The sequence below is a fragment of the Oleiagrimonas citrea genome (genome assembly GCF_012395255.1).
GTDB lineage: Bacteria > Pseudomonadota > Gammaproteobacteria > Xanthomonadales > Rhodanobacteraceae > Oleiagrimonas > Oleiagrimonas citrea.
In genome coordinates this window covers 48,880-74,825 of the sequence record NZ_JAAZQD010000003.1, presented here as the reverse complement: position 1 = coordinate 74,825, position 25,946 = coordinate 48,880, and the positions used below count along the sequence as shown (strand labels likewise).

Sequence of the window (25,946 nt, the reverse complement as noted above, 5' to 3'; positions counted from 1 at the left end):
ACGCGCCGCCCGTTCTCCTGTCGCCGAAGGATCGCGTCAGCGCCGGGCTGGCACGCCCATCTCCTTCAGCAGATTGTCGGCATGATCGAGGTGGTGCATCACCCACAGCATGTAGCGCACATCGACGTGGATCGAGCGCGTCAGCTTCGGGTTGAACAACCAGTCGGAGCTGACCGACTCCCAGTTGCCATCGAACAACAGCCCCACCAGTTCGCCGTTCGCATCCAGCGTCGGTGAGCCGGAGTTGCCGCCGGTGGTGTCGACGTTGGTCAGGAAGTCGACCGGCAGCGAGCCGGTCCGCTTCGAGGCGTAGCCGTCGTAGGCCTTGGCGCGGATGGCCTCCAGTTCGGCCTTGGGCGCGTTGAACGGTTTCTTGCCGGTGTCCTTCTGCAGGATGCCTTCAGCCGTGGTGAACGGCAGGTACTCGACCGCGTCTCTCGGGCTGTAGCCGCGCACGGTGCCGAAGGTGACGCGCAACGAGCTGTTGGCGTCGGGATAGATCGGCCGACCCTCAGCGCGGTTCCAGGCCAGCATCGCCTCCATATAACGTGGACGCAGCGTCTGGAACTGACCGCCAATGGCCTTTTCCTCCTGCTCACGCTGCTTGAGCTCCGGCATCAGAGCGCGCGCCAGGGCGATCATCGCATCGTCGCTGGCCGCGATCTGCTTGGCATCGGCACCGAACCACTTCAAACGGCCCTTGGTGGTGGTCAGCGACGTGCCGGCATACAGCGCCGCAGCTTTCTTCTCCAGCGCGGCCGGATCGCGGGCGCCGTCCAGCCAGGCATCGAGTGCCTTCATGCGCTGGTCGGCGGGCAGCTTCACGTAGCGCTGCAGGCCGTAGACCAGCATCTGCCGATCCACGCCCGGATCCATCCGTCGCGCCATCTGTTCCAGACGGCCCTTGATACGCGGCTCGTCGCGCTTCTGCAGGCCCTGCTCGCGCTCCAGATCGGGCTTGCCGCGTTCGTCGGCCAGGCGCACCAACTGAATGGCCGTGCCGAGCAGGCCGCGCGTCGCCAGCGACGTGTCCAGATTGCGCTCGCGGTTCGCACGCTGCGCGGCAATCAGAGTGCGCAGCTTGGCGATGTCGGCAGTCAGGGCACGGTTCTCGGCACTCGGATGCGCATTCAGCCACTGCATCAGCCCCGCCTCTCGCGCACGTTTGACCTCGACGGCATGCGCCTTGGTCAAGCCGGCCAGCTGACCTTCGAAGTTCTTGAGGCCGTTGTTGATGCTGGCCACCCTGCCCGCGTATTTCACCGCGACCTTGGGATCCGCCTTGCCGGCCTTCTCGATGATGCCCAGCAGATCGCCGTAGACCTTCTGCAACGTCGGATAGCGCCAGTCGATCGCGTCCGCCACTTCCTCGGCCAGGCGATAGCGGTTCGTGCGGCCCGGATACCCGACCACCATGGCGAAGTCGCCAGCCTCCAATCCCTTCGGATTGACCTTCAACCAGTGCTTGGGCATGTACGGCACGTTGTCTTTGCTATAAGCCGCGGAACGCCCATCCGGCGCAACGTAGGCACGCAGGTAGCTGAAGTCGCCGGTGTGGCGCGGCCACATCCAGTTGTCGACGTCGCCGCCATACTTGCCGATGGATTCCGGCGGCGCATAGACCAGACGCACGTCCTTGATCTCGCGCTGCTTGATCAGCTGGTAGCGGTAGCCGCCATAGAAACTGTAGACATCGCAGCGGAAGTCCTCGCTGGTCTCGCACTGCTTGACCAGGGTTTTCTCGGCGGTGTCGATGGCGTTGTAGCGGTCCAGTGGCGTCATGTCCGGCTGGATCGCCGCCTTGATGTCGCCGGTGACGTCGCGAATGCTCTCGGTGACGTAGATGTGCAGATTCGGACCGCCCGGCAACTCGGCCGCCTTGGTTCCGGCCAGAAAGCCGTCCTCGATCAGATTCTTCTTGTCGGTGGAGTTGTACTGCAGCGCACCGTAGCCGCAATGGTGGTTGGTCACGATCAGGCCCTGCGGCGACACGAACGAGCCGGTGCAGAAACCCAGGCTCACCACCGCGCCCATGGGATACGCCGTGAGGTCGGTCAACGTCTTCGGGTCCAGCTTCAGGCCTTCGGCCTTCAGCGTCTTGGCCAGCTTCGGCAGCTGCGAAGGTTGCCACATGCCCTCGTCGGCACGGGCGGCTTGGGTCATGCCTAGGCTCGCGGTCAGCGCGGCCGCAATCAACAGTCGTCGCACAACATTCTCCTGGTGTTCGCGTCCCCTCACGGGACGCTTACCTGGACGGATCTTCCGCCCGGATCACCGCTTATGCCCGAAAGTCGACGCAATGACAACCTGAATAAAGTCATACACTTACATCAACAGCCTGGGGATTGCGCGACCCCTTATAATGACCGCTTACGCAGGAGGTTTTTTGCATGTCACAGACGATGAAGGCGCTGGTCAAGCGCGAGGCGGCCGAAGGCATCTGGATGGAACAGGTGCCGCTGCCCGAGATCGGCCCGAACGAAGTATTGGTGAAGGTGGAGAAGACCGCGATCTGCGGTACCGACCTGCACATCTACAAGTGGGACGAGTGGGCGCAGCGCACGATCAAGCCGGGCTTGGTGATCGGTCACGAATTCGTCGGTCGCATCGTCGACATGGGGCCCGGCGTGACCGGCTACGAGGTCGGCCAGCGCGTGTCGGCCGAAGGCCACATCGTCTGCGGTCACTGCCGCAACTGCCGCGCCGGACGCCAGCACCTGTGCCCGCACACCATCGGCATCGGCGTGAACCGTAACGGCGCGTTCGCCGAATACGTGGCCGTGCCGGCCTCGAATCTGTGGCCGATTCCGGACCCGATCTCGTCCGAGCTGGCCGCATTTTTCGACCCCTACGGCAACGCCGCGCACTGTGCGCTGGAGTTCGACCTGGTCGGCGAGGACGTGCTGATCACCGGCGCCGGCCCCATCGGCATCATCGCCGCCGGCATCGCCAAGCATGTCGGCGCGCGCAACGTGGTCGTCACCGACGTCAACGACTACCGTCTGAAGCTGGCCGCCGACATGGGCGCGACGCGCGTGGTCAACGTATCCAAGGCGCGCTTGAAGGACGCGGTCGCCGATCTGCACATGGACGGCTTCGACGTCGGCATGGAGATGAGCGGCAACCCGCACGCCTTCAACGACATGCTCGAATGCATGTACCACGGCGGCAAGATCGCCCTGCTCGGCCTGCTGCCCCAGGGCGCGGGCGTGGACTGGGACAAGATCATCTTCAAGGGCCTGACCCTGCACGGCATCTACGGCCGCCGCATGTACGAGACCTGGTACAAGATGACGCAGATGGTGCTGACCGGCTTCCCGCTGCAGAAGGTGCTGACGCACCAGATCGGCATCGACGACTTCCAGAACGGCTTCGACCTGATGGCGGCGGGCAACTGCGGCAAAGTCGTGTGTTCTTGGACGTGACACCCGTACCTACGCACAACCCATCGGGACGTCATCCCTGCGGACGCCGGACAAGCGCGCAGCGCGCAGAACGTCCGCAGGACGGCCCCGGAGGGGCGAGCGCAGCGAGTAACCCAGCGATTTCCACGCAGCGTTGAAAGACGCTTGGTTCCTGCTTTCGCAGGAATGACGATCCTGTGTGTCACTCGCACCAACGCCTTTTTTCGCCATACTGGAGCATGGGAGACCCGACATGGCCTACACCATCCGCGAACGCCTGAAGACCGAACTCGAAAGCATCCGCAACGACGGTCTGTACAAGGACGAGCGCATCATCACCTCGCCGCAGTCGTCGGAGATCACCCTCGCGGACGGCCGCAAGGTGCTCAACTTCTGCGCCAACAACTACCTGGGCCTGGCCGACAACGCCGAGGTCATCGCCGCCGCCAAGGAGGCGCTGGACACGCACGGCTTCGGCATGGCCTCGGTCCGCTTTATCTGCGGCACGCAGGACCTGCACAAGCAGCTGGAAGCGAAGATCGCCGAGTTCTTCGGCACCGACGACGCCATCCTGTACGCGGCCTGCTTCGACGCCAACGGCGGTCTGTTCGAGCCGCTGCTCGGCCCCGAGGACGCGATCATCTCCGACGCGCTCAATCACGCCTCGATCATCGACGGCGTGCGCCTGTGCAAGGCCAAGCGCTTCCGCTACGCCAACTCCGACATGGCCGACCTGGAAGCCCAGCTCAAGGCCGCTGACGAGGCCGGCTGCAAGGCCAAGCTGATCACCACCGACGGTGCGTTCTCGATGGACGGCTACGTCGCCAAGCTGGACGAGATCACCGCCCTGGCCGAGAAATACGGCGCGCTGGTGCACATCGACGAATGCCACTGCACCGGCTTCCTCGGCAAGACCGGTCGCGGCTCGGCCGAGGTGCACGGCGTGATGGACAAGATCGATATCTTCACCGGCACCCTGGGCAAATCGCTGGGTGGCGCGGTCGGCGGCTTCACAACCGGCCGCCAGGAGATCATCGACATGCTGCGTCAGCGCTCGCGTCCGTATCTGTTCTCCAACTCGCTGCCGCCGCACGTGGTGGCCGCGGGCATCAAGGTGTTCGAGATGCTCGACGCCGCCGGCGACCTGCGCGAGAAGCTGGTCGAGAACACGGCCTACTTCCGCCAGCGCATGGAAGAAGCCGGCTTCGAGATCAAGCCGGGCAACCACCCGATCGTGCCGGTGATGATCCACGACGCGCCCAAGGCGCAGGCCATGGCCAACGCACTGCTCGACGAGGGCATCTATGTCACCGGTTTCTTCTTCCCGGTGGTGCCGAAGGGCCAGGCGCGCATCCGCACGCAGATGAGCGCGGCGCACACCCGCGAACAGCTGGACAAGGCCATCGACGCGTTCACCCGCGTCGGCCGCTCGCTGGGCGTGATCGGCGGCTGAATCTCCGCCGCCCGCGGCATTCACGAACGCCGCGGGCGGGAGTAAGCTGGAACGCAGACCGGCTTCCCACACGAAGCCGGTCTGGAGTCGCGCCGCAGGGGCGACGAAGGCGCGGTTCCCCGTCGCGGGCAGGGAACGCGCCGCGTGTGCCGGCAACCCGGCCGCGCCCAGCGGAACGGCGCGACCCCGAGGAGGCAGCGCCATGAGCGAGACAAGACTCCATCATCTTCTGCACGAGCAGCACGTCCCCTACGAAGTCATCCATCACACCCGTGCGATCACCGCGCAGGAAGTCGCCGCCAGCACCCACATCCGTGGCGACATGCTGGCCAAGACCGTCATGGTGAAACTGGACGGCCGTCTGGCCATGGTGGTGCTGCCGGCGGCGCACCGCGTACCGCTGGGTCACCTGCGACACCTCACCGACGCGTCACGGGTCGAACTGGCGACCGAGACCGACTTCCGCGACCGCTTCCCGGATTGCGAAGTCGGTGCGATGCCGCCGTTCGGTCATCTGTATGACATGGATGTGTACCTCGACGAACGTCTGGCCGGGAACGAGGAGATCGCCTTCAACGACGGCACGCACACCGACCTGGTGCGCATGCCCTACGTCGAATTCGAGCGTCTGGCCAAGCCGCGACACGTGCACCTGTCCAACGCATCGCCCCGCATGTAGCCGCAGGTCCCGGCATTCAGCGCAACCCGAAGAGAGGCGGTATCGCCGGGAAAGCACGGGCCAGGACATGATCGCGCGCACCACGGTACGACGTGGCCGGACCGACGCGGGTTGCGCCCGGTCGGGGTCATTCGCCGGCCGGCTTGCCCTCTGCGTGTGATTCGGTATCGCCTTCGAGCCGTTCGCGCAACGTATCCAGCAGCTTGCGCAGCGGTTCGGCATCGTGATCCCAGCGGACGGTGTCGTGCATCATGGCCTCGATGGCTTCGACCTGACGCAAGATCGGCTTGCGCGCCTTGTGCGCGCCCACGCTGGCCGACAGCGCCAGCAGCACTTCCAGCAGACGACGCAGGATCGCCACGTTGCCCGATGCGTTCTGACGGATCTGATCGAACCCCAGCGCGATGAAGTCGCCCAGTTGCGGTGCCTGCGTGATGACGCGGATGCAGCCGTCGCGCACGCGCATCTGCGCGGGCAGACGACGCTCGGCCATGCGCAGCAGCATCACGCCGATCCAGTTCACACACATCACGCCCGTGGTGGTCTCGTTGACGCCGGGCGACAGCGCCTTCAAAGCCACATCGACCAGCTGACGCAGACCGTAGCCGGGATCGTTCGCCAACGTGCGCTGATCGCCAAACGACCAGACCGCGCGCATGGCATCGATGCGCTCGTCCTCGACCGGCTCCGGCGTCACCAGTTCAGCCAGCGCCTCGCCTTCGGCAACGAACTCACCGGCGTTGCGGTACACGCGAATCCATCCTTTGCACGCTTCGGCCCGCTCCGCCAGCGCAGCGTAGGAAACCCCCGTGAGATAACCGCTGCGGTGTGCACGCAGCGTACTTCGATGCTCCCCCTGCGGACGCTCCAGATCGACATTGTCCTGCTCCGGCGGCGCGAACCGTTCGGGAAAATGGTGATCGATCGAGGGCAACGCGTCGCGCGCGATGGCTGCGACGACATTGGTGGCCTGCAACCCGATGGCGATGTGGTGGATGAAATAGATCAGGATGCCGATGGCGAAAAAAGCCAGCACCATCGCCATCAGCAGCGCCAGCGCCGGTGCATGCGCGGCGTCGCTGGCGCTGGACAGTGAACGCAGCACCAGCATGCAGTAGATGAAGATGCCCAGAAAGCTGCCCAACACCGTCTGGTTGCCGCGATCGCCGATGAAATTGCGCAGCACGCGCGAGGTGTACTGACCCGCGGCCAGAGTGAAGGCGGCGATGGTGATGGAGAACACCACGCCGGCGATGGTGATGATCGAGGTACCGATCATCTGCAGGATCGCGGTGGCGCCGCGGATGCGCACGTCCATCACCGCATTGACCCCCGCACCGTAGTGCTTCCACCACTCGGGCGGCAGCGCCGCGTCGGCCGCCAGCAGCGCGTAGGCCAACACCACGGACGCCAGCACGATCAGCGTCGGCACGAACCACAGGCTGGTCCGCAGGGTATCCAGCCACAGGCGAATGCGATTCATCGCGTCTCCTCGTTGCGGTTGCATCGCGCTCTCGACGGCAGCCGCCGGAGCTCGCGGGACCCGCCCAGTCTACATACCCGAAACAAGGTCGAAAAAAACCGGCGCATCGGCGTTTTCTGCTGCATCCGATCCGCTTCGCCCTGCGTATCTCTCCACAGACCCGTCACACGGAACCGATTCATGCCCTCCACCGCCCGTCCCGACCGCATGCACCAACGCCTGTGGACCGCGATCCGCCTGTGGTTCGACACCGGCGCGCAAGTCGACGAACACGACGCCAACGCCGACCGCATCGACTGGGCGCGGGTCGTGCCCTTCATCGGCATGCACCTGGCCTGCCTGGGCGTGTTCTACGTCGGGGTGTCGGCCTTCGCGCTGTGGACGGCGCTGGCGCTCTACCTGATCCGCATGTTCGCGATCACTGCCTTCTACCACCGCTACTTCTCGCACCGTGCCTTTCGCGCCCCGCGCTGGCTGCAGTTCGTGTTCGCCGTGATCGGTGCCAGCGCCGTGCAGCGCGGACCACTGTGGTGGGCGGCGCACCATCGCAATCACCATCGCCATTCCGATGAGCCGGCCGACCTGCACTCGCCGGTGCAGCGCGGCTTCCTCTGGAGCCACATGGGCTGGTTCCTGACCCGGCGCGGTTTCGTCACCGATTGGTCGGTGATCCCCGATCTGGCGAAATATCCGGAGCTGCGCTGGATCGACCGCTTCGACATCGTGGTGCCGGTCGCCCTCGCCGCCGGCCTGTTTTTCCTCGGTGACTGGCTGCACGCCGCGCACCCGGCGCTGGGCGTGACCGGTGGCCAGTTGCTGGTGTGGGGCTTCTTCGTCTCCACCGTCGCCCTGTTCCACGCCTCGGTGACGATCAACTCGCTGGCGCACCGCTTCGGTTCGCGTCGTTTCGCCACCCGCGACAACAGCCGCAACAATCTCTGGCTGGCCCTGCTGACCATGGGCGAAGGCTGGCACAACAACCATCACCACTTCCCGGGCTCGGCGCGCCAGGGATTCCGCTGGTGGGAGATCGACGCGACCTACTACGGCCTGCGCCTGATGGCCGCGTTCGGACTGATCCGCGCGCTCAAGCCGGTCCCAGTCGGGCTGCGTCGTCCGCACGGGAAGCCCCGCGCATGAGGTCGCGCATCGCCGTCATCGGATCGGGCATCGCCGGGCTGGCCAGCGCCTGGCTGCTGTCGCGCGAACACGACGTCGTGCTGTACGAAGCCGCCGACCGGCTCGGCGGCCACACGCATACCCACGACATCGAGATCGACGGTCGCAGCTACGCCATCGACAGCGGATTCATCGTCTACAACCCCACGCACTACACGCTGCTGTGCCGGATGTTCGAGGAACTCGGCGTCGCCGGCCAGCCGACCAGGATGAGCTTCGCCGTGCACGACGAGCGCAGCGGTCTGGAATACAACGCCACCAGCGTCAACAAACTGTTCTGCCAGCGCCGCAACCTTTTCTCGCCGCGCTTTCACGGCATGGTCCGCGACATCCTGCGCTTCTACCGCGAAGCGCCCGCCTTGCTGCAGCAGGACGGGCCGGGTCCGACGCTGGGCGAGTATCTCGGCGCGCAAGGATACGGCGACGCCTTTCGCGACCAGCACATCGTGCCCATGGCTAGCGCGCTGTGGTCCTCGCCGGAAGCGAAGGTGCTGTCGTTCCCGGCTGCCTATCTGGTCCGCTTCATGGCCAACCATCACATGCTGCAGGTCGATGGACGCCCGCCCTGGCGCGTGGTCCAGGGCGGTTCGAGTCGCTATATCGACGCGCTCCGCACACGCTGGAGCGTACAGGAACGCATCGGCTGCTCGGTCGATCGCGTCGAGCGCGCCCGCGATGGCGTGCGTGTGCGCAGCGCTGCCGGCGACGATCATTTCGATCAGGTGGTACTGGCCTGCCACAGCGATCAGGCCCTGGCGCTGCTCGGCGACCCCAGCGCCGAGGAACGCGAGATCCTCGGTGCGATCCCGTGGCAGGACAACGATACGGTCCTGCACACCGACATCGCTGTGCTGCCGCGTCGGCGCGCAGCCTGGGCGGCCTGGAACGCCTTGATTCCCGAGCATTCCGGTGCGGCCTGCACCGTCAGCTACTGCATGAACCATCTGCAGTCGATCGACGCGCCGCATACATTCTGCGTCTCGCTCAACTGCAGCGACCGCATCGACCCGGACCGGGTACTGGCGCGAATGCGCTATCAGCATCCGGTCTACACCCACGAGAGCGTCGCCGCGCAACAGCGCAAGGCGGAAATCCAGGGTCGCCGCAACACGTGGTTCGCCGGTGCCTGGTGGGGCTGGGGCTTCCACGAGGACGGCATGCGCAGCGCGGTCGAGGTCGCCAACGGACTGGGAGTGCACTGGCCGTGAACACGATGCAGCGTGAACGTCTCGACTCGACCGCCCCGCGACACATCCCGCGCGGAACGGCTCCTGCGGCCGATGCCGAACCACTCGCCAGCGGCATCTACGAAGGCTGGGTGCGGCACCGCCGGCACGCGCCGCGACCGCACGCATTCCGCTATCGCGTGGCGATGCTGTACATCGACCTGGCCGAACTCGACGACCTGTTCGAGGACCGTTGGCTGTGGTCCGTGGAAGGCACCAACGTCGCTGCCTTCCGCCGCTCGGACTATATGGGACCGACCAATCTATCCCTGGACGAAGCCGTGCGCCGGCGCGTCGCCGAGTCGACCGGTGCGCGCCCCGAAGGACCGATTCGATTGCTGACCCACCTGCGTTACTTCGGCGTCATCTTCAACCCAGTCAGTTTCTACTACTGCTATGCCGCGGACGGCGTCACGCTGGAAACCATCGTCGCCGAAATCACCAACACGCCCTGGAAGGAACGTCACGCCTACGTGCTGCCGATGGAGCACGCGCAGCGAAGCGCGCGCGCCGCGCACTGGCACTTCCCGAAGACCTTCCATGTCTCGCCGTTCATGGCCATGCAACGCGACTACGCCTGGCGCTTCACCGCACCCAGCCGCCACCTCGCAGTACACATGGACGTCCTGAACGGCACACAGCGGGAATTCGACGCAACGCTCGTGCTGCACCGACGCCCGCTGAACCGGGTCGGGCTGGCGCGGGTCCTGCTGCGCTATCCGCTGATGACGCTGAAAGTGATTGCCGCGATTCACTGGCAGGCACTGCGCCTGTTCCTGAAACGCACCCCCGTCTACGACCATCCCCGCAAACAAGGGAGCTGAAGCCATGGACATGCGAATCGACCAAGCCTACTCGGAACAGTCCCGCCCCTTCACCGGCCTGGAGAAAATGCTCCGCGCACGCCTGCTGAAGCAGATGGCGCAGCTCACGGACTGCCGGCTGACGCTGCGCGACCCACTCGGCGAGGAAACACTGGGGCAACCTGCCGCCGTTCCCGAGCACACCCTGCACGCGTCCATCCGCGTGCGCGATCCGGCGTTCTACCGTCACCTCGCCAGCCACGGCAGCGTCGGTGCGGGCGAGGCCTGGATCGATGGCCTGTGGCAATGCGACGACCTGGTCGCGCTGGTACGCATTCTGGTGCGCAACCGCGACATCCTCGATGCGATGGAAACCGGCATGGCTCGTCTCGGTGGTCTCGCGATGCGCGCCTGGCACGCCCTGCGCCGCAACACGCGCGGTGGCAGCAAGCGCAACATTGCCGCGCACTACGACCTCGGCAATCCGTTGTTCGAACTGTTCCTCGATCCGTCACTGATGTATTCCTCGGCCATCTACGCCGATCCGCGCGAATCGCTGGACGTCGCCGCCACGCGCAAGCTCGAACGCATCTGCCGCAAGTTGGACCTGAAGGCCGACGATCACGTGGTCGAGATCGGTACCGGATGGGGCGGGTTCGCTATTCACGCCGCCTCGCGCTATGGCTGCCGGGTGACCACCACGACGATCTCGCAGGAACAGTACGATCTGGCCCGGCAGCGGATCGCGCACGCCGGTCTGCAGGACCGCGTCACAGTGCTGCTCGAGGACTACCGCGACCTCGAAGGCCGCTACGACAAGCTGGTCTCCATCGAGATGATCGAGGCCATCGGCCACCAGTATCTGGGCACCTATTTCCGCACCGTCGCCAACCTGCTCAAGCACGATGGCGCGGCACTGATCCAGGCCATCACCATCGAAGACCATCGCTACCGGCAGGCGCTGAACGCGGTCGACTTCATCAAGCGCTACATTTTCCCGGGCAGCTTCATTCCGTGCGTCAGCGCGATGCTGCAGTCGGCGGCGCAGAGCAGCGACCTGCGTCTGTTCAACCTGGAAGACATCGGCCCGAGTTACGCACTGACCCTGCGTGCCTGGCGCGAGCGTTTCCTCGAACGCCTGCCGGACGTGCGCGAACTGGGCTACGACGAACAATTCGTGCGCATGTGGGAGTTCTATCTGGCCTATTGCGAAGGCGGATTCCTGGAACGTTCCATCGGCGACGTGCAGATGCTGTTCACGCGGCCGGGCAACCGACGCGCCTCCTGGCTGCCCGACCTGGAGTCCGCGTGAACATCTGGCTCAACGTTGTCGGATACCAGATCGTCTGGTTCATCGCCGTATGGGGTGCCGGACGCGGTCTGTGGTGGCCCGCGGCGCTGGCGATGCTGCCCTTCGCCGCGATGGTGCTGCGGGATCCGGAACGGCGCAGCGACCTGCAACTGATGGCTCTGATGGTGCCGCTGGGCTGCGCCATGGATTCGCTGATGGCCGCCAGCGGCCTGCTGCACTACGCCGCGCCGGTGCCGTCGCCGCACCTGGCTCCGCTGTGGATCGCGGCCATCTGGTGCAGCTTCGCACTGACCCTGCGACATACCTTCCGCTTCCTGTTCCGCCGCCCGGTGCTGAGCGCGCTGTTCGGCGGCATCGGCGGACCGCTGGCCTACCTGGCCGCCGCGCGCGGCTGGCAGGCCGTGCAATTCGGTGAAGGTCCGCTCCCCGGCCTGATCGCTCTGGCCGTGATGTGGGCCTTCGCCCTGCCCCTGATGCTGCGGCTAGCGCAGCGCATCGAGACACGCGCAACTACTGATTCCGGAGTCCGCCATGCCTGATCTTCCGCTGTGGGCACAACCTCTGCTGGTGTTCGCCACCACCGCCGTGCTGATGCTGCTGGCCTGGCTGCGTCAACGCGTCACGCGCAATGCCGGCATCGTCGATGTGGTCTGGGCCGGCACCATGGCCGCCAGCGCGGCCTGGTACGCCGCTGTCGGCAGCGGCTCGATGATCGCGCGCCTAGCCGTGCTGATCCTGGGCGGCCTTTGGGGCGCACGTCTGTTCGTGCACCTGTTCCGGCGCGTCCACAGCGAACCGGAAGACGGCCGCTACGCCTACCTGCGCGACTACTGGAACGACGCCCAAGGCAAGTTCCTGGCCTTCTTCATGGCCCAGGCCGGGTTCACCACCCTGCTTTCGCTGCCGTTCCTGGCGGCGGCGAACCACGTCCAGCCGCTACCGCGCTGGGCCCTGGTCCTGGCCGTCGCGATCTGGCTGGTCAGCGTCGGCGGTGAAGCGCTGGCCGACCGCCAGCTGGCGCGCTTCCGCGCCGATCCGGCGCATCGCGGCAAGACCTGTCGCGCCGGCCTGTGGCGCTACTCGCGCCACCCCAACTATTTCTTCGAATGGACCCACTGGTTCGCCTACCCGCTACTGGCCATCGGTTCGCCGATCGGCTGGCTGGCCTGGAGCGGCCCCGTGCTGATGCTGATCTTTCTGTACCGCCTCACCGGCATTCCCTACACCGAGGCGCAGGCCCTGCGCAGCCGCGGCGACGACTACCGCGACTATCAACGCAGCACCAGCGCCTTCATTCCCTGGCCACCCAAGGAGGACGCCCACTCATGAGCGACAGCATGGCTTTGACCTCATCGAACCACCGCATGCCGCGCGAACGCGGGCTGATCGGACTGGCCGAACGCGGCCTGGTTCCGGACAGCCTGCTCCGGCTCGGCATCCGCCGACTGTGCGCGCAACGCCTGCGCGAAGAACAGGAAGGCGGCGTCGAACTGCAGTGGCAGCATTTCAACGATCTGTTGAACGAGCTGCGCAAGAGTCCGTTGGCGATTCATACCGACGCCGCCAACGAACAGCACTACGAACTGCCGCCGGCCTTCTTTCGCGAATGCCTCGGACCGCGCCTGAAATACTCCAGCTGCTATTTCCCCTGGGGCAACGAATCGCTGGAAGAAGGCGAGAACGCGATGCTCGAGCTGTACGGCGAACGCGCCGAACTCGAGGATGGCCTGGACATCCTGGAACTCGGCTGCGGCTGGGGTTCGCTGACGCTGTGGATGGCCGAGCGCTATCCGCGCGCCCGCATCACTGCGGTCTCCAATTCTGGGCTGCAGCGCCGCCACATCGAAGCGCAGTGCCGCGAACGCGGTCTGGACAACGTTCGCGTCATCACCGACGACGTCAATCGCCTGGAACTGGACGCCGACGCCTTTGACCGCGTGGTGTCGATCGAGATGTTCGAGCACATGCGCAACTACGAGCACCTGCTGCGCAACATCGGCACCTGGCTGCGCAGTGGTGGCAAGCTGTTTGTGCACATCTTCTGCCATCGCGAGCTGATGTACCCGTTCGAGACCGAGGGCGGAGACAACTGGATGGGCCGGCACTTCTTCACCGGCGGCCTGATGCCCGCAGCCGATACCCTGCTGCATTTCCAGCAGCATCTGACGCTGCAGCGGCAATGGCGGCTTTCCGGCCGGCACTACGCGCGCACGGCCAACCTCTGGCTGGCCAATCAGGACGCGCGCCGGGAACGGGTACTTGAAGTGCTGAGCGAAGCCTACGGCGAGGACGCCCGCCTGTGGCATCAGCGCTGGCGGATCTTCTGGATGGCCTGCGCCGAACTGTTCGGCTACGAACAGGGACAGCAGTGGCTGGTCGGACACTATCGCTTCGTGCGGCCCTGAAGCACGCGCGACTCCGTCACAACGAGGCCCGAAAAGCCCGGCGCATGCCGGGCTTTTCGCATGGATTCCAGGAGAACGAACAACGATCCCGTCGGCAAGCCATGGAGGCAGCGTTGGTGCCCTTCTTTGGCTCCGCTCGCCGCGGGACATTTGGCCCGATTTCGCAACGAAAGCCCCATCCGGGTCGCCATCGGCTCGAGATCGAAGTCCGGCACGCGGCAATGTCTCGGGTCCCGCAGCGGTGGCGCGGACGCGGACAAAGAAAAAGCCCGGCGCATGCGCCGGGCTTTTTCGTACCACTTGCCTTGAAGGCTTACTGCTGGTCTTCGGCCTGCAGCTCCGTGCGGCGGTTGCGCGCACGACCCTCGTCGGTGGAGTTGCTGGCGACCGGGTTGCTTTCGCCATGACCCACCGGGCCGTCCAGACGGCTGGCGTCGACACCGTGCGAGGTCAGATAGTCATAGACGATCTTCGCACGACGCTCGGACAGCGACTGGTTGTAGGCCTCGGTGCCGATCGAGTCGGTGTAACCCGCAACCATGACGTGGACGTTCGGATAGCGCTTCAGCGTATCGACGGCCTGGTTGAGGATGTCCATCGAATCGGACGTCGGCTTCTGCAGGGTCGGACCGATGTCGGTCTCGCCCTTGTGCGGACGGTCGAACTTGAAGTTCACGCCACGCAGATCGATGACGACCTTCTGCGCGCAACCGTCCGGGCCGACGATGGTGCCGGCTGCAGTATTCGGGCACTTGTCGTCGCAGTTGTTGACACCGTCGTTGTCGCTGTCGAGCTGATCACAGGTCGGCGGCGGCGGCGGCGGCGGAGCAACCGGCGGCGGCGGCGGCGGCGCGGCAGCCTGACCGAAGCGCGAAACGATGCTCAGACCCAGGAAGTAATCGCCGTAGCCACCATCGGTGACCTGCGAATTGCTATCCCAGTCATAGCGATAACCGGCTTCGACGCGGAAGTCCGAGTTCTCGTTGATGGTCTTGGACAGGCCCAGACCCACTTCGGCCGCCGGCGCCCAACCGCTGTCCAGCATGCTGGTGTGATGGCTGCCCATCGCACCCAGCAGGGCGTACGGACGCCAGGAGTCCCAGCTGCCGCCGTAGAAACGCGCGGCCAGGCCCATGGTCAGGTTCTTCCACTTACCGCTGCTGTAGTCGATGTCGCGGCTGGTGTAGTCGGCGAACGCATCGATCGACACATTCGGATTCACGAACTTGCCGAAGCCCAGGCCGTAGTACAACTGGCGGCTGTTGGTGTTGCGGTCGGTATCGTTGTAGTAACCGCCGATGGTCGGCGCGATGTACCAGCGACCATCGAACTTTTCGCTGCTCATGCTGCTGGAGTCGCTGCTCATGCTCGAGCTGCTGCTCATGGCCTGACCGTTGTCGCTGGAGGACATGGCGTCCTGGGCATGCGCGGCACTGACGCTTCCAAGCGTCAACGCGACAAGCACGTACAAAGCCTTGTGTTTCATGTGGAATCTCCTCTTCACTTCGTTGCTTTTCGCATCCGCTCCCGCCCACGGTGGCATTGCGCCTGCCACAACTGAGCCTTGGGAATCCGTTAATAGCGTCCCGCATTTTTCCTTCCGTGCGGTTGACGCCAGTTTATCAAAAAACAAACAAATCCCACGTGGGCGGACAAACCCGTTCATAAACGAGTCAGAGCAAAAAACGTCCTCAGACTGTGAAGAGCGCCAGGAACTCGTGGATCGGCATCGCATCCAGCTTCGCCGGGTCGGCAGTGGCGTCCAGGATCGCTTCCACCTGACGTGCCGGAAGGTGTCCGCGCAGCGCCTGCTCGAACTTGTTCAGCAGCACCGGGATGCCCTCGTCGCGGCGGCGACGGTGTCCGATCGGATAGTCGATCGAGATCTTGTCGGTGCTGGTGCCATCCTTGAAGAACACCTGCACGGCGTTGCCGATGTAGCGCTTGTCCGGATCGAAGTAGTCCTTGGTGAACTGCTCGTTCTCGACCACTTCCATCTTGGCGCGCAGCGCGTCGATGCGCGGATCGGCGGCGACGTCGTCGTTGTAGTCGGCGGCAGTCAGACGGCCGAAGATCAGCGGCACGGCGACCATGTACTGGATGCAGTGATCGCGATCAGCGTAGTTGGCCAGCGGGCCGGTCTTGTCGATGATGCGGCAACCGGCTTCCTGGGTCTCGATGACGATCTTCTCGATCTGATCGATCTTGTCGGCGACCTCGCCGTGCAGCTGCATCGCGCACTCGACGGCGGTCTGCGCGTGGAACTCGGCCGGGAAGCTGATCTTGAACAGCACGTTCTCCATCACGTAGCTGCCGAACGGACGCTCGAACTCGAACGGCTTGCCGCCGAAAGCGACGTCGTAGAAGCCCCAGGTCTTGGCGGTCAACGCCGACGGGTAGCCGACCACGCCCTTGTGCGCGGCATTCAGCGCGTGGGTGACGGCGCGACGGCAGGCGTCGCCCGCGGCCCAGCTCTTGCGTGGCCCGGTGTTCGGCGCGTGACGGTAGGTGCGCAGCGCACCGTTGTCGATCCAGCTGTGCGACACGGCGGTGGTGATGGCGTCCTTGTCGCCGCCCAGCATCTTGGTGGCGACGGCGGTGGAGGCCAGACGCACCAGGATCACGTGGTCCTGGCCGACGCGGTTGAAGCTGTTCTTCAGCGCGTAGCAACCCTGGATCTCATGCGCCTTGATGGCGTAGCCCAGCACGTCGCGCACGGTCAGCGGCTCGCCGCCCTCGCGTTCGGCCTTGCGGCTGAGGTAGTCGGCGACCGAGAGGATCGCGCCCAGGTTGTCCGACGGATGGCCCCACTCGGCAGCCAGCCAGGTATCGTTGAAGTCCAGCCAGCGGATCTGCGTGCCGATGGCGAACGCGCCCTGCACCGGATCCAGCTCATGGCTGGTGCCAGGCACGCGCGTACCGCCCGGCAGGTTCGCACCCGGGACGATGGGACCGAGATGCTTGACGCACTCGGGGAACTTCATCGCCAGCATGGCGCAGCCCAGCGAGTCCAGCAGCATGTAGCGCGCGGTGTCGTAGGCCTCGGTCGAATCAATGGTGTAGTCGGCGACGTAATCGGCGATGTCGACCATCGGCTGATCGGGATCGGGACGCTGGGCGGAACGGATGTCGGGGGCGCTCATGACGGACCTCGCTGAAGGGAATCAAACGCCCATTGTACCCTGCCCGGCATCTTCGCCGCCTCGGCCGGCTTGACGCCGCATGCACCGGCTGCCGACAATCGGTTCCATCAAAGGGGAGTAGCTCCCTAGCGCGACGATCGTCATCACGGGCACCAACGCCCCGGTCGTCGCGGCGGCACCGAGCCGCGAGCGAGACTTTTGTGCCAGCCAGCGGACCGTCGCGCGTGTTCGCCGGTGTCCGCACGAGTCCCACGCGCAACGGAGCCTGCATGGAATTCTCGACCCCCGACCTGCTTTCCGGCCTGGTGGCCATCATCCTCATCGACCTGGTGCTGGCGGGCGACAACGCCATCGTCATCGCGCTCGCGGCCCGCAACCTGCCGCCCGAACTGCAGAAGAAGGCCATCGCCTGGGGCACCGCCGGCGCCATTGCCGTGCGCATGATCATGACGACCATGGTGGTCTTCCTGCTCAAGCTGCCCGGCCTGATGCTGGTCGGCGGTCTGGTGCTGCTGCCAATCGCCTGGAAGCTGCTGCGCCAGGGCGACGAAGGCGACAATCCCAATGTGAAGGTCGCCACCAGCTTCTGGGCCGCCATGCGCACCATCATCGTGGCCGATGCGCTGATGGGGCTGGACAACGTGCTGGCCATCGCCGGCGCCTCCAAGGGCCACCTGGGCCTGGTCATCATCGGCCTGCTGATCAGTGTGCCGCTGGTGGTCTGGGGTTCGACCCTGATCCTGAAACTGATCCAGCGCTTCCCGGCCATCATCTACGTCGGCGCGGCGGCCATCGCCTGGACTGCGGCGCGCATGATCACCCACGATCATCTTCTGCGCGACTGGTTCAATGCCCACGACGCGATGCGCTGGGTGCTCGACATCGTGCTGGTGGCGGGCGTGTGCGGGCTGGGCGTATGGGCCGAGCGCCGCGAGCATCGCGCGCAAGCGGAATAGACGATTCGCCGGGCGGGCTGGCCCCGGCTCCAGATCGCGGCCATAATCAAACGATCGTTTGGAACCGATCGTGCCGATGACCGACAGCACCTACCCCAGCCTTTTTCGCCCGCTCGACCTGGGTTTCTGCACCCTGCCCAACCGCGTGCTGATGGGATCGATGCACGTCGGCCTGGAGGACCGCGCGGCGGACTTCGACAAGCTGGCCGCGTTCTACGCCGAGCGCGCGCGCGGCGGCGTCGGCCTAATCGTGACCGGCGGCATCGCACCCAGCATCGCCGGCTGGCTGAAGCCGTTCGGTGGACGCATGTCGATGCCGTGGCATGTCGGTCGTCACCGCAAGATCACCGAGGCCGTGCATACCGAAGGCGGCAGGATCTGCATGCAGATCCTGCACGCAGGCCGCTACGGCTATCACCCGCTGTCCGTCGCGCCCTCGAAGGTGAAGTCGCCGATCACACCGTTCACCCCGCGCGCACTGTCCGCACGCGGCGTCGAGCGCACCATCGCCGATTTCGTGCGCAGCGCGGAGTTGGCGAAAAGGGCCGGCTACGACGGCGTCGAGGTGATGGGTTCGGAGGGCTACCTGATCAATCAGTTCCTGGCCGAACGCACCAACCAGCGCACCGATGCCTGGGGCGGCGACGCCGAGCGACGGATGCGCTTTCCCATCGAGATCGTGCGCCGCATCCGTGAGGCCGTCGGTCCGGACTTCATTCTGATCTACCGCCTGTCCATGCTGGATCTGGTCGAAGGCGGCCAGTCGTGGCCGGACATCGTGCGCCTGGCCAAGGCCATCGAGACGGCGGGTGCGACGCTCATCAACACCGGCATCGGCTGGCACGAGGCGCGCGTACCGACCATCGTCACCAGCGTGCCGCGCGGTGCGTTCAGTTGGGTCACCGCGCGCATGAAACAGGAGGTGAAGCTGCCGCTCATCACCACCAACCGCATCAACATGCCGGACGTGGCCGAGCGCATCCTCGCCGCCGGCGATGCGGACATGGTGTCGATGGCGCGGCCGCTGCTGGCCGACCCGGACTGGCTGACCAAGGCCCGCGCTGCCCGTGCCGAGACCATCAACACCTGCATCGCCTGCAACCAGGCCTGCCTGGACCACGTGTTCGAGAACAAGCGCGCTTCCTGCCTGGTCAATCCACGGGCCTGCCACGAAACCGAACTGAAGATCGAACCCGCCGCCACGCCGCGCCGCTACGCCGTGGTCGGTGCGGGACCGGCCGGCCTCGCCTGCGCCGCGACCCTGGCCGAACGCGGCCACCGCGTGACGTTGTTCGACCGCGCCGACGCCATCGGCGGGCAGTTCAACATGGCCAAGCGCATTCCCGGCAAAGAGGAGTTCCACGAGACGCTGCGCTATTTCGACCATCGCCTGCGCGACGCGAACGTCACTCTGCGCCTGGGCACCGAAGCCGGAGTCGAGAATCTGCGCGACTTCGATGCCGTGGTGGTCGCCACCGGCGTCACGCCGCGCGCGCTGCACTTGCCGGGCAGCGACCATCCCATGGTGCTCGGCTACATCGACGTGCTGCGCAACAATGCCCCCGTCGGAAAGCGCGCGGCCATCATCGGCGCGGGCGGCATCGGCTTCGACGTCGCCGAATTCCTGAGTCAGGGCATGCCCTCGCCCAGCAGCGACGTGCATCGCTGGAACGCGGAATGGGGCGTGGACGAGAACATGCGCCAACCTGGCAGCCTGACGTCGCGCTCGCCCGAACCGCCTCTGCGCGAACTGTGGCTGCTGCAGCGAAGCGAAGGCCGGCCGGGCCGGCGCCTGAACAAGACCACGGGCTGGGTGCACCGCGCCACGCTGAAAGAAAAAGGCGTGCACATGCTCGGCGGCGTGACCTACCTGGGCATCGACGACGCCGGCCTGCACGTACGCATCGACGAGGAAGAACGCGTGCTGGCGGTGGACAACGTGATCGTGTGCGCCGGACAGGAGCCGAATCGCGGACTCGCCGATGCGCTGATCGCCGCCGGCATCGACACGCACGTCATCGGCGGCGCCGACGTCGCGGCAGAATTGGACGCCAAGCGCGCCATCGACCAAGGGACACGCCTGGCGACGACGCTCTAGACGCGGTGCGCTTCAGCGCACCACCAGCACCGGGCGCTCGTCGTGAGCCAGCACCTTCTGTGTCACGCTGCCCAGCAGCAACGTGCCGACACTGCCGCGCCCGTGCGACCCCATCACCACCAGATCGCAATGGTTGTCATCAGCCGCCTTGATGATGGACCGATGCACCGGGTCGCCGTACAGGAAATGGGTCTGACAACTCACACCCGCCTCGCCGGCCGCTTTTTCGATTTCCGACAGCATCGCTCTGGACTGCTCCTCGACGGCGCGGCGGTATTCGACTTCCATGGAGTGGCTGATGTCATCCATCTTGTTTGCATCAATGCTTAAACTCGGTGCCGCATTCAGTCCGACCACGCTGGCCCCCAGCGACCTGGCCAGTGTTACGCCTTGCGCGATGGCGCGTTTGGAATGTTCGGAGCCGTCCGTGGAAATCAGGATTCGTTTGTACATGACCGCCTCCTCGACTGTGGGCGCAAGACCATTGTTCGACTCGAACCCGTCCTGCGCCTTGACGCCGATCAAACATCAATCACGCTTCCAGTAGCGCTGCATTTCGACATCAGTGAACGAGGCCATCCGGGCAATGAGCACAAACTCGACCGACACTTCGGTACCCAGCAGAATACGCGGTGCTTCGGTAATCCCCCCCCCATCGGAACGACATCGCCGACCGAGAGCTGGCCGTGTCGACAACCAAACAAGGTGCAGCCGCGCCACGTTGCGTGCGAAGAGCGTGCACATGCTCGGCGGCGTGACCTACCTGGGTATCAACGACGCCGGCTTGCACATACGCATGACGGACAAGAACGCATGCTGGCGATGGACAACGTGATCGTGTGCGCCAGAAAGGCGCCGAACCGCGGACTCACCGATGCACTGATCGCCGCCGGCGTCGACACGCACGTCATCGGCGGCGCCGACGTCGCGGCGGAACTGGACGCCAAGCGCGCCATCGATCAGGGGACGCGCCTAGCCGCGACGCTCTAGATCCGACGCGCTTCAGCGCACCACAAGCACCGGACGCTCGCCGTGCATCAGCACTTTCTGGGTCACGCTGCCCAGCAGCAGCGTGCCGACGCTGCCTCGTCCGTGCGAGGCCATCACGACCAGATCGCAATCGTAGGTGTCCGTCGCATCGATGATCGCCTGATGGACCGGCTTCCCGTACAGATAATGGGTCTCGCAGGGCACGCCGGCAGCCTTCGCCGCCTTGTCCAGATCGGACAGGATAACCGTGCTGCGCTCTTCGGCTGCCCTGCGATAATCGTCTTCCAGCGTGTTGGTGATGTCTCCCACGCTGCCGACGAATGCGCGATAGGTCGGCATGGCATTGAGGCCGACCACGCTCGCGCCGAGCGACTTGGCCAGCGACACGCCCTGTTCGATGGCGCGTTCGGAACGCTCCGAACCATCGGTGGCGATCAGGATTCGCTTGTACATGACGTGCTCCTCCGGTGACGGGTTGATTTCATTGTCACACCACCCGCGCCTCCGTGCATTGACGCCGGTCAAAAGGCGTCCCGAACCCGCGCGTCAGTCGCGCTTCCAGTAACGCTGCATCTCCACGAAGGTGAAGGAGGCCGACCAGGTGAGCAGCACAAAACCCGCCAAGGCCTCGGTCCCGACCATGAATCGCAGGGGCCCGAAGGGAATCACGTCGCCGAAGCCGACCGTGGTGTAGGTGACAGCGGAAAAGTAGACGTAGTCGAAGATCGAGTGCGGTTCGATCCCGTGGATCCGCCCGAACAGCGGATCGATCAGCAACAGCACATACAGCGCCAGACCGAAGATCCAGATCTCCAGCACGTGCAACACCAGCACGCCGAAGATGCCGCGCAGGATGTGCCGCCGTGCCTTGCCGCGCAGATGAGCGAGACCGCGGGTTAGCAGCGAAAGGCCTTCGTAGTGCACCAGCACACACAGACCGACCACAATGGCCGTGGCCAGGGCCACCGAGACATTCACGCCCCAGTGATGGTAGCCGCCCACGACTACAGGGGCCGTGGCCATGCTTTCGATGAATCGATGCATCGTGCCTCCGCGATAAGCGGCGGCCCGCTCGTCGCGGGCCGCCTGCGCAGAATCAGCGCTTCTCGATCGGAGTGTACGCCCGATCCTCGGGACCGATGTAGTTGGCGCTCGGACGGATGATCTTCTTGTCGTCACGCTGCTCCATCACGTGGGCGCTCCAGCCGGTGGTCCGCGCGATCACGAACAGCGGCGTGAACATCGCCGTCGGCACGCCCATCATGTGGTAGGCCGATGCGCTGTACCAGTCGAGATTCGGAAACATCTTCTTCAGTTCCATCATCACGTTCTCGATGCGCTCGGAGATCTCGAACAGGCGCATGTTGCCGCCTTCCTGGCACAGCTTGCGGCTGATCTCCTTGATGATCGGATTACGCGGATCGCCGATGGTGTACACCGGGTGGCCGAAGCCGATCACGATTTCCTTGTTGGCCACGCGCTCGCGGATGTCGGCCTCGGCCTCGTCGGCGTCGCGATAGCGGGCGATGATCTCCATCGCCACTTCGTTGGCGCCACCGTGCTTGGGTCCGCGCAGCGCGCCGATGGCGCCGGTAATGGACGAATAGATGTCCGAACCGGTGCCGGCAATGACACGCGCGGTGAAGGTCGAGGCGTTGAACTCGTGCTCGGCGTACAGGATCAACGACTTGTCCAGCGCGTTGACCTGGGTCTCGGTCGCCGGCTCACCGTGCAGCAGATGCAGGAAGTGGCCGGCGATGGTCTCATCGTCGGTCTCGGTCTCGATCGGCTTGCCGTTCTGGCGGAAGTGGTACCAGTACAACAGCATGGAGCCGAAGCTGGCGATCAGACGGTCGGCGATCTCGCGCGCGCCGCTGACATTGTGGTCGTCCTTCTCCGGCAGCACCGTGCCCAGCGCCGAGCAGCCCGTGCGCAACACGTCCATCGGATGAGTCGCGGCCGGCAGGCGCTCGAGCACGCCCTTGACCTGCTGCGGCAGGCCACGCATGCGCTTGAGCTTGGCGCGGTAGGCATTGAGCTCGGACCAGGTCGGCAGATGACCGTGGATCAGCAGGTGCGCCACTTCCTCGAAGCTGGACTTGGTCGCCAGATCCTTGATGTCATAGCCGCGGTAATGCAGATCGTTGCCGCTGCGCCCGACCGTGCACACGGCGGTGTTGCCGGCAGCAACGCCGGACAGCGCCACGGACTTCTTGGCCTTGGGCTGGGTCTGCTGGGTGTTCTCGCTCATGCTGGGAACCTCGTATTTTGCATGTGGCTGGAAGAGCATCCGGTCAGACCGGCGCTCATCGCGAAAGATCAGTCGTTGTCGTCGGCGAACAGCGCGTCGAGCTTCTTCTCGTACTCGTGGTAGCCGAGGAAGTCGTACAGCTCCTCGCGCGTCTGCATCGTCGGCACCACCGACTTCTGCGTACCTTCGCGGCGCACCGTCTCGTAGAAATTAAGCGCCGCCTTGTTCATGGCACGGTAGGCGCCGCAGCAATACAGCGCGATGTCGACGTTGGCGTCGCGCAGCTCGTCGACAGTGAAGAACGGCGTGGAACCGAACTCGGTCAGGTTGGCCAGGATCGGCACCTTCACCGCGGCCTTGAACTTGCGGTAGTCGTCGAGCGTCTTCATCGCCTCGGGGAAGATCATGTCGGCGCCGGCCTCAACGTAGGCCACGGCGCGCTCGATGGCGGCGTCGATGCCTTCTTTCGCGGCGGCGTCGGTGCGCGCCATGATGACGAAATCATCGTCGGTGCGAGCATCCACCGCCGTCTTCACGCGATCGACCATTTCCTGCTTGGACACGACTTCCTTTCCCGGGCGGTGACCACAGCGCTTCTGACCGACCTGATCCTCCATGTGCACCGCGGCCACGCCGACACGCTCGAAGGAACGGATGGTGCGGGCGATGTTGAAGGCTCCGCCCCAGGCGGTGTCGATGTCCACCAGCAGCGGCATGTTGGTAGCTTCGACGATACGGCGGGCGTCGGTCAGCACGTCTTCCATGGTGCTGATGCCCAGGTCCGGCATGCCTAGCGAATTGGCGGCCACGCCGCCGCCGGACAGGTACAGCGCCTTGTAGCCCGTGCGCTTGGCCATCAGGCCGGCATAGGCGGTGATCGCGCCCATCACCTGCAGCGGGCTCTCGGTCTCGAGTGCGGCGCGGAAGGCGGCGCCCATCGATACTCGTGCACTCATGGACATACTCCGTGGACTGGTTCGAGCTCGCCATTGTAGTGCATTCGGCTGGACGGGCGGTCGCAACGGCATGGCCGCAGCGCTAGGATCGGGCCATGAAACACCGAGTGATCGCCACCAGCACGCTGACCTGCCCGGCCTGCGGCCATGCCGAAACCGAGCCGATGCCGGCCAATGCCTGCGTGTATTTCTACGCGTGTAGGGGCTGCGGCACCCTGCTCAAGCCCCGTCCGGGCGACTGCTGCGTTTTCTGCAGCTTCGGCGACACGCCCTGCCCGCCCGTCCAGGTTGGATCGGGCTGCTGCTGATTCGGCCTAGCCATTCCCGCGACCATGGGCCTGATCCCAGGCCCGCAGCGCCTTCAGGGTGTTGGCCACATGGTGCTCTGGATTCAGATCCGTGTATTCATAGATCACCGTGCCATCCGGCGCGATCACGTAGGACACCCGCCGCGCGTACTTGTGGAGGATCGGCATCACCGCATCGTAGGAGCGGGTGATGCTTCCGTCCGGATCGGCGGCCACGGGGAACTTGCTGCGGCACTCACTGACCGAAAATTTCTTCAGGACCTCGATATCATCGCGCGAAACGCCGATCACCGTCGCGCCCAACGCCTTGTACTTCGGCATCGCCTCGGCAAAATCATGCGCCTCGATGGTGCAGCCCTTGGTGAAGGCCTCCGGATAGAAATAGACCACCACCGGCCCCTTCTGCAGCGCCTTGGCCAGCGAGTAGGTGTAGACCGTGCCGCCCAGCGACGCCTGTGCGGTGAACATCGGCGCCTTGCCGCCAACCGGCAGCGCTGCGACCGCCGTGCCCGCCAGACTGACCAGAATGACGGCCACGAACAACGAAATTCCGTATTTCATGCTGCAAACCTCCTCGATGCAATGAAGCGATCGCCGCAAACGGCGATCTGATGCATATACGCAGCGACCGCGCAAAACGATGCATGCTGTCGAAGCTCGCGCCCCGATCGACGAAATGGGGCGACCGAAGCCGCCCCGTCGGGTCACGCAGAGGACACCATGCGGTGTCGCCGCGCAGAGGTCACATCGCGTGCGCCTTGCGCCACGCGCGGATCGCGCCGAGGGTGTTCTCGACGTGCTTGTCCGGATTCATGGCCGTGTAGCTGTAGATCACCGTGCCGTCCGGTGCGATCACGTAGGACGTGCGGTTGGCGTATTCGGCGTTGCTCGGCAGCACCGAATCGTAGTCCTTCATGATGTGGCCGTCCTTGTCCGAAGCCACCGGAAACTTGCTGCGGCACTCGCTGACCGAGAACTTCTTCAACTTGGCGATCGGGTCGTGCGACACGCCGATCACGCTGGCGCCCAGCGCCTTGTACTTCGGCATCGCCTCGGCGAAGTCGTGCGCCTCGATAGTGCAGCCGGGCGTGAAGGCCGCCGGGTAGAAATAGACCACCACCGGCCCCTTCTTCAGTTCCTTGGCCAGCGAGTAGCTGTACACCTTGCCGCCCAGCGACGCCTTGGCCGTGAACATCGGCGCCTTGGCGCCATCGGGCAGCGCGGCGAGCGCTGGCAGCGCGACCAGGAAAAGCAGACAAAGCAGTGCGCGTTTCATGCAACGTTTCTCCTGAAAGATAAC

Annotated in this window: 24 protein-coding genes and 1 pseudogene; 14 read left to right on the top strand and 11 right to left on the bottom strand. The window is 65.1% G+C overall.

Annotated elements, in window-relative coordinates; all coding sequences use genetic code 11:
- Nucleotides 1–36: 36 nt before the first annotated feature.
- Nucleotides 37–2,208, bottom strand: coding sequence for a S46 family peptidase (locus HF690_RS07405; RefSeq protein ID WP_168609006.1), 2,172 nt, complete (start codon nt 2,206–2,208; stop codon nt 37–39).
- Nucleotides 2,209–2,402: 194 nt separating this feature from the next.
- Between HF690_RS07405 and tdh the strand changes: the two genes are divergently transcribed.
- The 3 genes from tdh (at nt 2,403) to HF690_RS07390 (ending at nt 5,536) form a co-directional block, all read left to right on the top strand.
- The gene (gene tdh / locus HF690_RS07400) at nt 2,403–3,425 is read left to right on the top strand and encodes an L-threonine 3-dehydrogenase (RefSeq protein ID WP_113063450.1); all 1,023 of its coding nucleotides are present in this window, start codon (nt 2,403–2,405) and stop codon (nt 3,423–3,425) included.
- Nucleotides 3,426–3,657: 232 nt separating this feature from the next.
- Nucleotides 3,658–4,857, top strand: coding sequence for a glycine C-acetyltransferase (kbl, locus tag HF690_RS07395; RefSeq protein ID WP_168609005.1), 1,200 nt, complete (start codon nt 3,658–3,660; stop codon nt 4,855–4,857).
- Between the two features lie 202 nt (nt 4,858–5,059).
- A complete protein-coding gene (locus HF690_RS07390; protein ID WP_168609004.1) occupies nt 5,060–5,536 on the top strand; it encodes an aminoacyl-tRNA deacylase in 477 nt (158 codons plus the stop codon).
- Between the two features lie 127 nt (nt 5,537–5,663).
- Here HF690_RS07390 and HF690_RS07385 read toward each other — a convergent pair whose 3' ends face one another.
- Complete coding sequence (locus HF690_RS07385; RefSeq protein ID WP_168609003.1) at nt 5,664–7,019, bottom strand: DUF2254 domain-containing protein; 1,356 nt, start codon at nt 7,017–7,019, stop codon at nt 5,664–5,666.
- A 180-nt stretch (nt 7,020–7,199) separates the two neighbouring features.
- Between HF690_RS07385 and HF690_RS07380 the strand changes: the two genes are divergently transcribed.
- Genes HF690_RS07380 through HF690_RS07350 form a run of 7 tightly spaced genes read left to right on the top strand, consistent with a single transcriptional unit; the run spans nt 7,200 to nt 13,944 of the window.
- Nucleotides 7,200–8,159: an acyl-CoA desaturase gene (locus HF690_RS07380; protein ID WP_240151677.1), complete on the top strand. Its 960-nt coding sequence runs from the start codon at nt 7,200–7,202 to the stop codon at nt 8,157–8,159.
- A complete protein-coding gene (locus HF690_RS07375; protein ID WP_168609002.1) occupies nt 8,156–9,406 on the top strand; it encodes an NAD(P)/FAD-dependent oxidoreductase in 1,251 nt (416 codons plus the stop codon). The genes HF690_RS07380 and HF690_RS07375 overlap by 4 nt, the downstream gene beginning before the upstream one ends.
- Before the next feature lie 5 nt (nt 9,407–9,411).
- Nucleotides 9,412–10,248: a DUF1365 domain-containing protein gene (locus HF690_RS07370; protein ID WP_168609315.1), complete on the top strand. Its 837-nt coding sequence runs from the start codon at nt 9,412–9,414 to the stop codon at nt 10,246–10,248.
- A 10-nt stretch (nt 10,249–10,258) separates the two neighbouring features.
- Nucleotides 10,259–11,539: an SAM-dependent methyltransferase gene (locus tag HF690_RS07365; protein WP_193568444.1), complete on the top strand. Its 1,281-nt coding sequence runs from the start codon at nt 10,259–10,261 to the stop codon at nt 11,537–11,539.
- Nucleotides 11,536–12,078 carry a DUF2878 family protein gene (locus HF690_RS07360; protein ID WP_168609000.1) on the top strand — a complete coding sequence of 181 codons (543 nt, stop codon included), beginning with the start codon at nt 11,536–11,538 and terminating at the stop codon, nt 12,076–12,078. Before HF690_RS07365 ends, HF690_RS07360 begins: the two co-directional genes overlap by 4 nt.
- Complete coding sequence (locus HF690_RS07355) at nt 12,071–12,868, top strand: DUF1295 domain-containing protein (RefSeq protein ID WP_168608999.1); 798 nt, start codon at nt 12,071–12,073, stop codon at nt 12,866–12,868. Before HF690_RS07360 ends, HF690_RS07355 begins: the two co-directional genes overlap by 8 nt.
- Entirely contained in the window at nt 12,865–13,944 is a 1,080-nt protein-coding gene (locus tag HF690_RS07350; protein WP_113063458.1) for an SAM-dependent methyltransferase, read from the top strand. Before HF690_RS07355 ends, HF690_RS07350 begins: the two co-directional genes overlap by 4 nt.
- A gap of 313 nt (nt 13,945–14,257) precedes the next feature.
- On the opposite strand, the gene HF690_RS07345 is transcribed toward HF690_RS07350, so the two are convergent.
- Both HF690_RS07345 and HF690_RS07340 read right to left on the bottom strand, forming a co-directional pair.
- Nucleotides 14,258–15,430, bottom strand: a complete 1,173-nt coding sequence (locus HF690_RS07345) for an OmpA family protein (RefSeq protein WP_168608998.1) — start codon at nt 15,428–15,430, stop codon at nt 14,258–14,260.
- Between the two features lie 205 nt (nt 15,431–15,635).
- On the bottom strand, nt 15,636–17,087 hold the full coding sequence (locus tag HF690_RS07340; RefSeq protein ID WP_168608997.1) for a bifunctional 2-methylcitrate dehydratase/aconitate hydratase: 1,452 nt from the start codon (nt 17,085–17,087) through the stop codon (nt 15,636–15,638).
- A gap of 269 nt (nt 17,088–17,356) precedes the next feature.
- On the opposite strand from HF690_RS07340, the gene HF690_RS07335 reads away from it, so the two are divergent.
- Nucleotides 17,357–18,043, top strand: a complete 687-nt coding sequence (locus tag HF690_RS07335) for a TerC family protein (protein ID WP_168608996.1) — start codon at nt 17,357–17,359, stop codon at nt 18,041–18,043.
- 58 nt (nt 18,044–18,101) lie between these two features.
- Nucleotides 18,102–20,141, top strand: a complete 2,040-nt coding sequence (locus tag HF690_RS07330) for an FAD-dependent oxidoreductase (protein ID WP_425495906.1) — start codon at nt 18,102–18,104, stop codon at nt 20,139–20,141.
- 12 nt (nt 20,142–20,153) lie between these two features.
- On the opposite strand, the gene HF690_RS07325 is transcribed toward HF690_RS07330, so the two are convergent.
- Nucleotides 20,154–20,594: a universal stress protein gene (locus tag HF690_RS07325; RefSeq protein ID WP_146742229.1), complete on the bottom strand. Its 441-nt coding sequence runs from the start codon at nt 20,592–20,594 to the stop codon at nt 20,154–20,156.
- Nucleotides 20,595–20,853: 259 nt separating this feature from the next.
- Here HF690_RS07325 and fadH point away from each other — a divergent pair.
- Nucleotides 20,854–21,131: pseudogene (fadH, locus tag HF690_RS15110) on the top strand (NADPH-dependent 2,4-dienoyl-CoA reductase); the annotation flags it as partial.
- A gap of 12 nt (nt 21,132–21,143) precedes the next feature.
- Here the strand turns inward: fadH and HF690_RS07315 are convergent.
- The 4 genes from HF690_RS07315 to prpB form a co-directional block, all read right to left on the bottom strand.
- Nucleotides 21,144–21,584 carry a universal stress protein gene (locus tag HF690_RS07315; protein ID WP_113063462.1) on the bottom strand — a complete coding sequence of 147 codons (441 nt, stop codon included), beginning with the start codon at nt 21,582–21,584 and terminating at the stop codon, nt 21,144–21,146.
- Between the two features lie 93 nt (nt 21,585–21,677).
- Complete coding sequence (locus HF690_RS07310) at nt 21,678–22,175, bottom strand: potassium channel family protein (protein ID WP_113063463.1); 498 nt, start codon at nt 22,173–22,175, stop codon at nt 21,678–21,680.
- 52 nt (nt 22,176–22,227) lie between these two features.
- Entirely contained in the window at nt 22,228–23,382 is a 1,155-nt protein-coding gene (prpC, locus tag HF690_RS07305) for a bifunctional 2-methylcitrate synthase/citrate synthase (protein ID WP_168608994.1), read from the bottom strand.
- Between the two features lie 68 nt (nt 23,383–23,450).
- Nucleotides 23,451–24,338, bottom strand: coding sequence for a methylisocitrate lyase (gene prpB, locus HF690_RS07300; RefSeq protein WP_205300810.1), 888 nt, complete (start codon nt 24,336–24,338; stop codon nt 23,451–23,453).
- A 95-nt stretch (nt 24,339–24,433) separates the two neighbouring features.
- Between prpB and HF690_RS07295 the strand changes: the two genes are divergently transcribed.
- Nucleotides 24,434–24,646: a GDCCVxC domain-containing (seleno)protein gene (locus HF690_RS07295; protein WP_113063466.1), complete on the top strand. Its 213-nt coding sequence runs from the start codon at nt 24,434–24,436 to the stop codon at nt 24,644–24,646.
- A 6-nt stretch (nt 24,647–24,652) separates the two neighbouring features.
- Here HF690_RS07295 and HF690_RS07290 read toward each other — a convergent pair whose 3' ends face one another.
- Both HF690_RS07290 and HF690_RS07285 read right to left on the bottom strand, forming a co-directional pair.
- A complete protein-coding gene (locus HF690_RS07290; RefSeq protein WP_168608993.1) occupies nt 24,653–25,207 on the bottom strand; it encodes a peroxiredoxin in 555 nt (184 codons plus the stop codon).
- A 181-nt stretch (nt 25,208–25,388) separates the two neighbouring features.
- Nucleotides 25,389–25,922: a peroxiredoxin gene (locus HF690_RS07285; protein ID WP_113063468.1), complete on the bottom strand. Its 534-nt coding sequence runs from the start codon at nt 25,920–25,922 to the stop codon at nt 25,389–25,391.
- Nucleotides 25,923–25,946 lie beyond the last annotated feature (24 nt).

Coding starts and splice junctions, on each gene's coding strand:
- tdh (WP_113063450.1), top strand. CDS start 2,403: ATGAAGGCGCTGGTCAAGCGCGAGGCGGCCGAAGGCATCTGGATGGAA.
- kbl (WP_168609005.1), top strand. CDS start 3,658: ATGGCCTACACCATCCGCGAACGCCTGAAGACCGAACTCGAAAGCATC.
- HF690_RS07390 (WP_168609004.1), top strand. CDS start 5,060: ATGAGCGAGACAAGACTCCATCATCTTCTGCACGAGCAGCACGTCCCC.
- HF690_RS07385 (WP_168609003.1), bottom strand. CDS start 7,019: ATGAATCGCATTCGCCTGTGGCTGGATACCCTGCGGACCAGCCTGTGG.
- HF690_RS07380 (WP_240151677.1), top strand. CDS start 7,200: ATGCCCTCCACCGCCCGTCCCGACCGCATGCACCAACGCCTGTGGACC.
- HF690_RS07375 (WP_168609002.1), top strand. CDS start 8,156: ATGAGGTCGCGCATCGCCGTCATCGGATCGGGCATCGCCGGGCTGGCC.
- HF690_RS07370 (WP_168609315.1), top strand. CDS start 9,412: ATGCAGCGTGAACGTCTCGACTCGACCGCCCCGCGACACATCCCGCGC.
- HF690_RS07365 (WP_193568444.1), top strand. CDS start 10,259: ATGCGAATCGACCAAGCCTACTCGGAACAGTCCCGCCCCTTCACCGGC.
- HF690_RS07355 (WP_168608999.1), top strand. CDS start 12,071: ATGCCTGATCTTCCGCTGTGGGCACAACCTCTGCTGGTGTTCGCCACC.
- HF690_RS07350 (WP_113063458.1), top strand. CDS start 12,865: ATGAGCGACAGCATGGCTTTGACCTCATCGAACCACCGCATGCCGCGC.
- HF690_RS07345 (WP_168608998.1), bottom strand. CDS start 15,430: ATGAAACACAAGGCTTTGTACGTGCTTGTCGCGTTGACGCTTGGAAGC.
- HF690_RS07340 (WP_168608997.1), bottom strand. CDS start 17,087: ATGAGCGCCCCCGACATCCGTTCCGCCCAGCGTCCCGATCCCGATCAG.
- HF690_RS07335 (WP_168608996.1), top strand. CDS start 17,357: ATGGAATTCTCGACCCCCGACCTGCTTTCCGGCCTGGTGGCCATCATC.
- HF690_RS07325 (WP_146742229.1), bottom strand. CDS start 20,594: ATGTACAAACGAATCCTGATTTCCACGGACGGCTCCGAACATTCCAAA.
- HF690_RS07315 (WP_113063462.1), bottom strand. CDS start 21,584: ATGTACAAGCGAATCCTGATCGCCACCGATGGTTCGGAGCGTTCCGAA.
- HF690_RS07310 (WP_113063463.1), bottom strand. CDS start 22,175: ATGCATCGATTCATCGAAAGCATGGCCACGGCCCCTGTAGTCGTGGGC.
- prpC (WP_168608994.1), bottom strand. CDS start 23,382: ATGAGCGAGAACACCCAGCAGACCCAGCCCAAGGCCAAGAAGTCCGTG.
- prpB (WP_205300810.1), bottom strand. CDS start 24,338: ATGAGTGCACGAGTATCGATGGGCGCCGCCTTCCGCGCCGCACTCGAG.
- HF690_RS07295 (WP_113063466.1), top strand. CDS start 24,434: ATGAAACACCGAGTGATCGCCACCAGCACGCTGACCTGCCCGGCCTGC.
- HF690_RS07290 (WP_168608993.1), bottom strand. CDS start 25,207: ATGAAATACGGAATTTCGTTGTTCGTGGCCGTCATTCTGGTCAGTCTG.
- HF690_RS07285 (WP_113063468.1), bottom strand. CDS start 25,922: ATGAAACGCGCACTGCTTTGTCTGCTTTTCCTGGTCGCGCTGCCAGCG.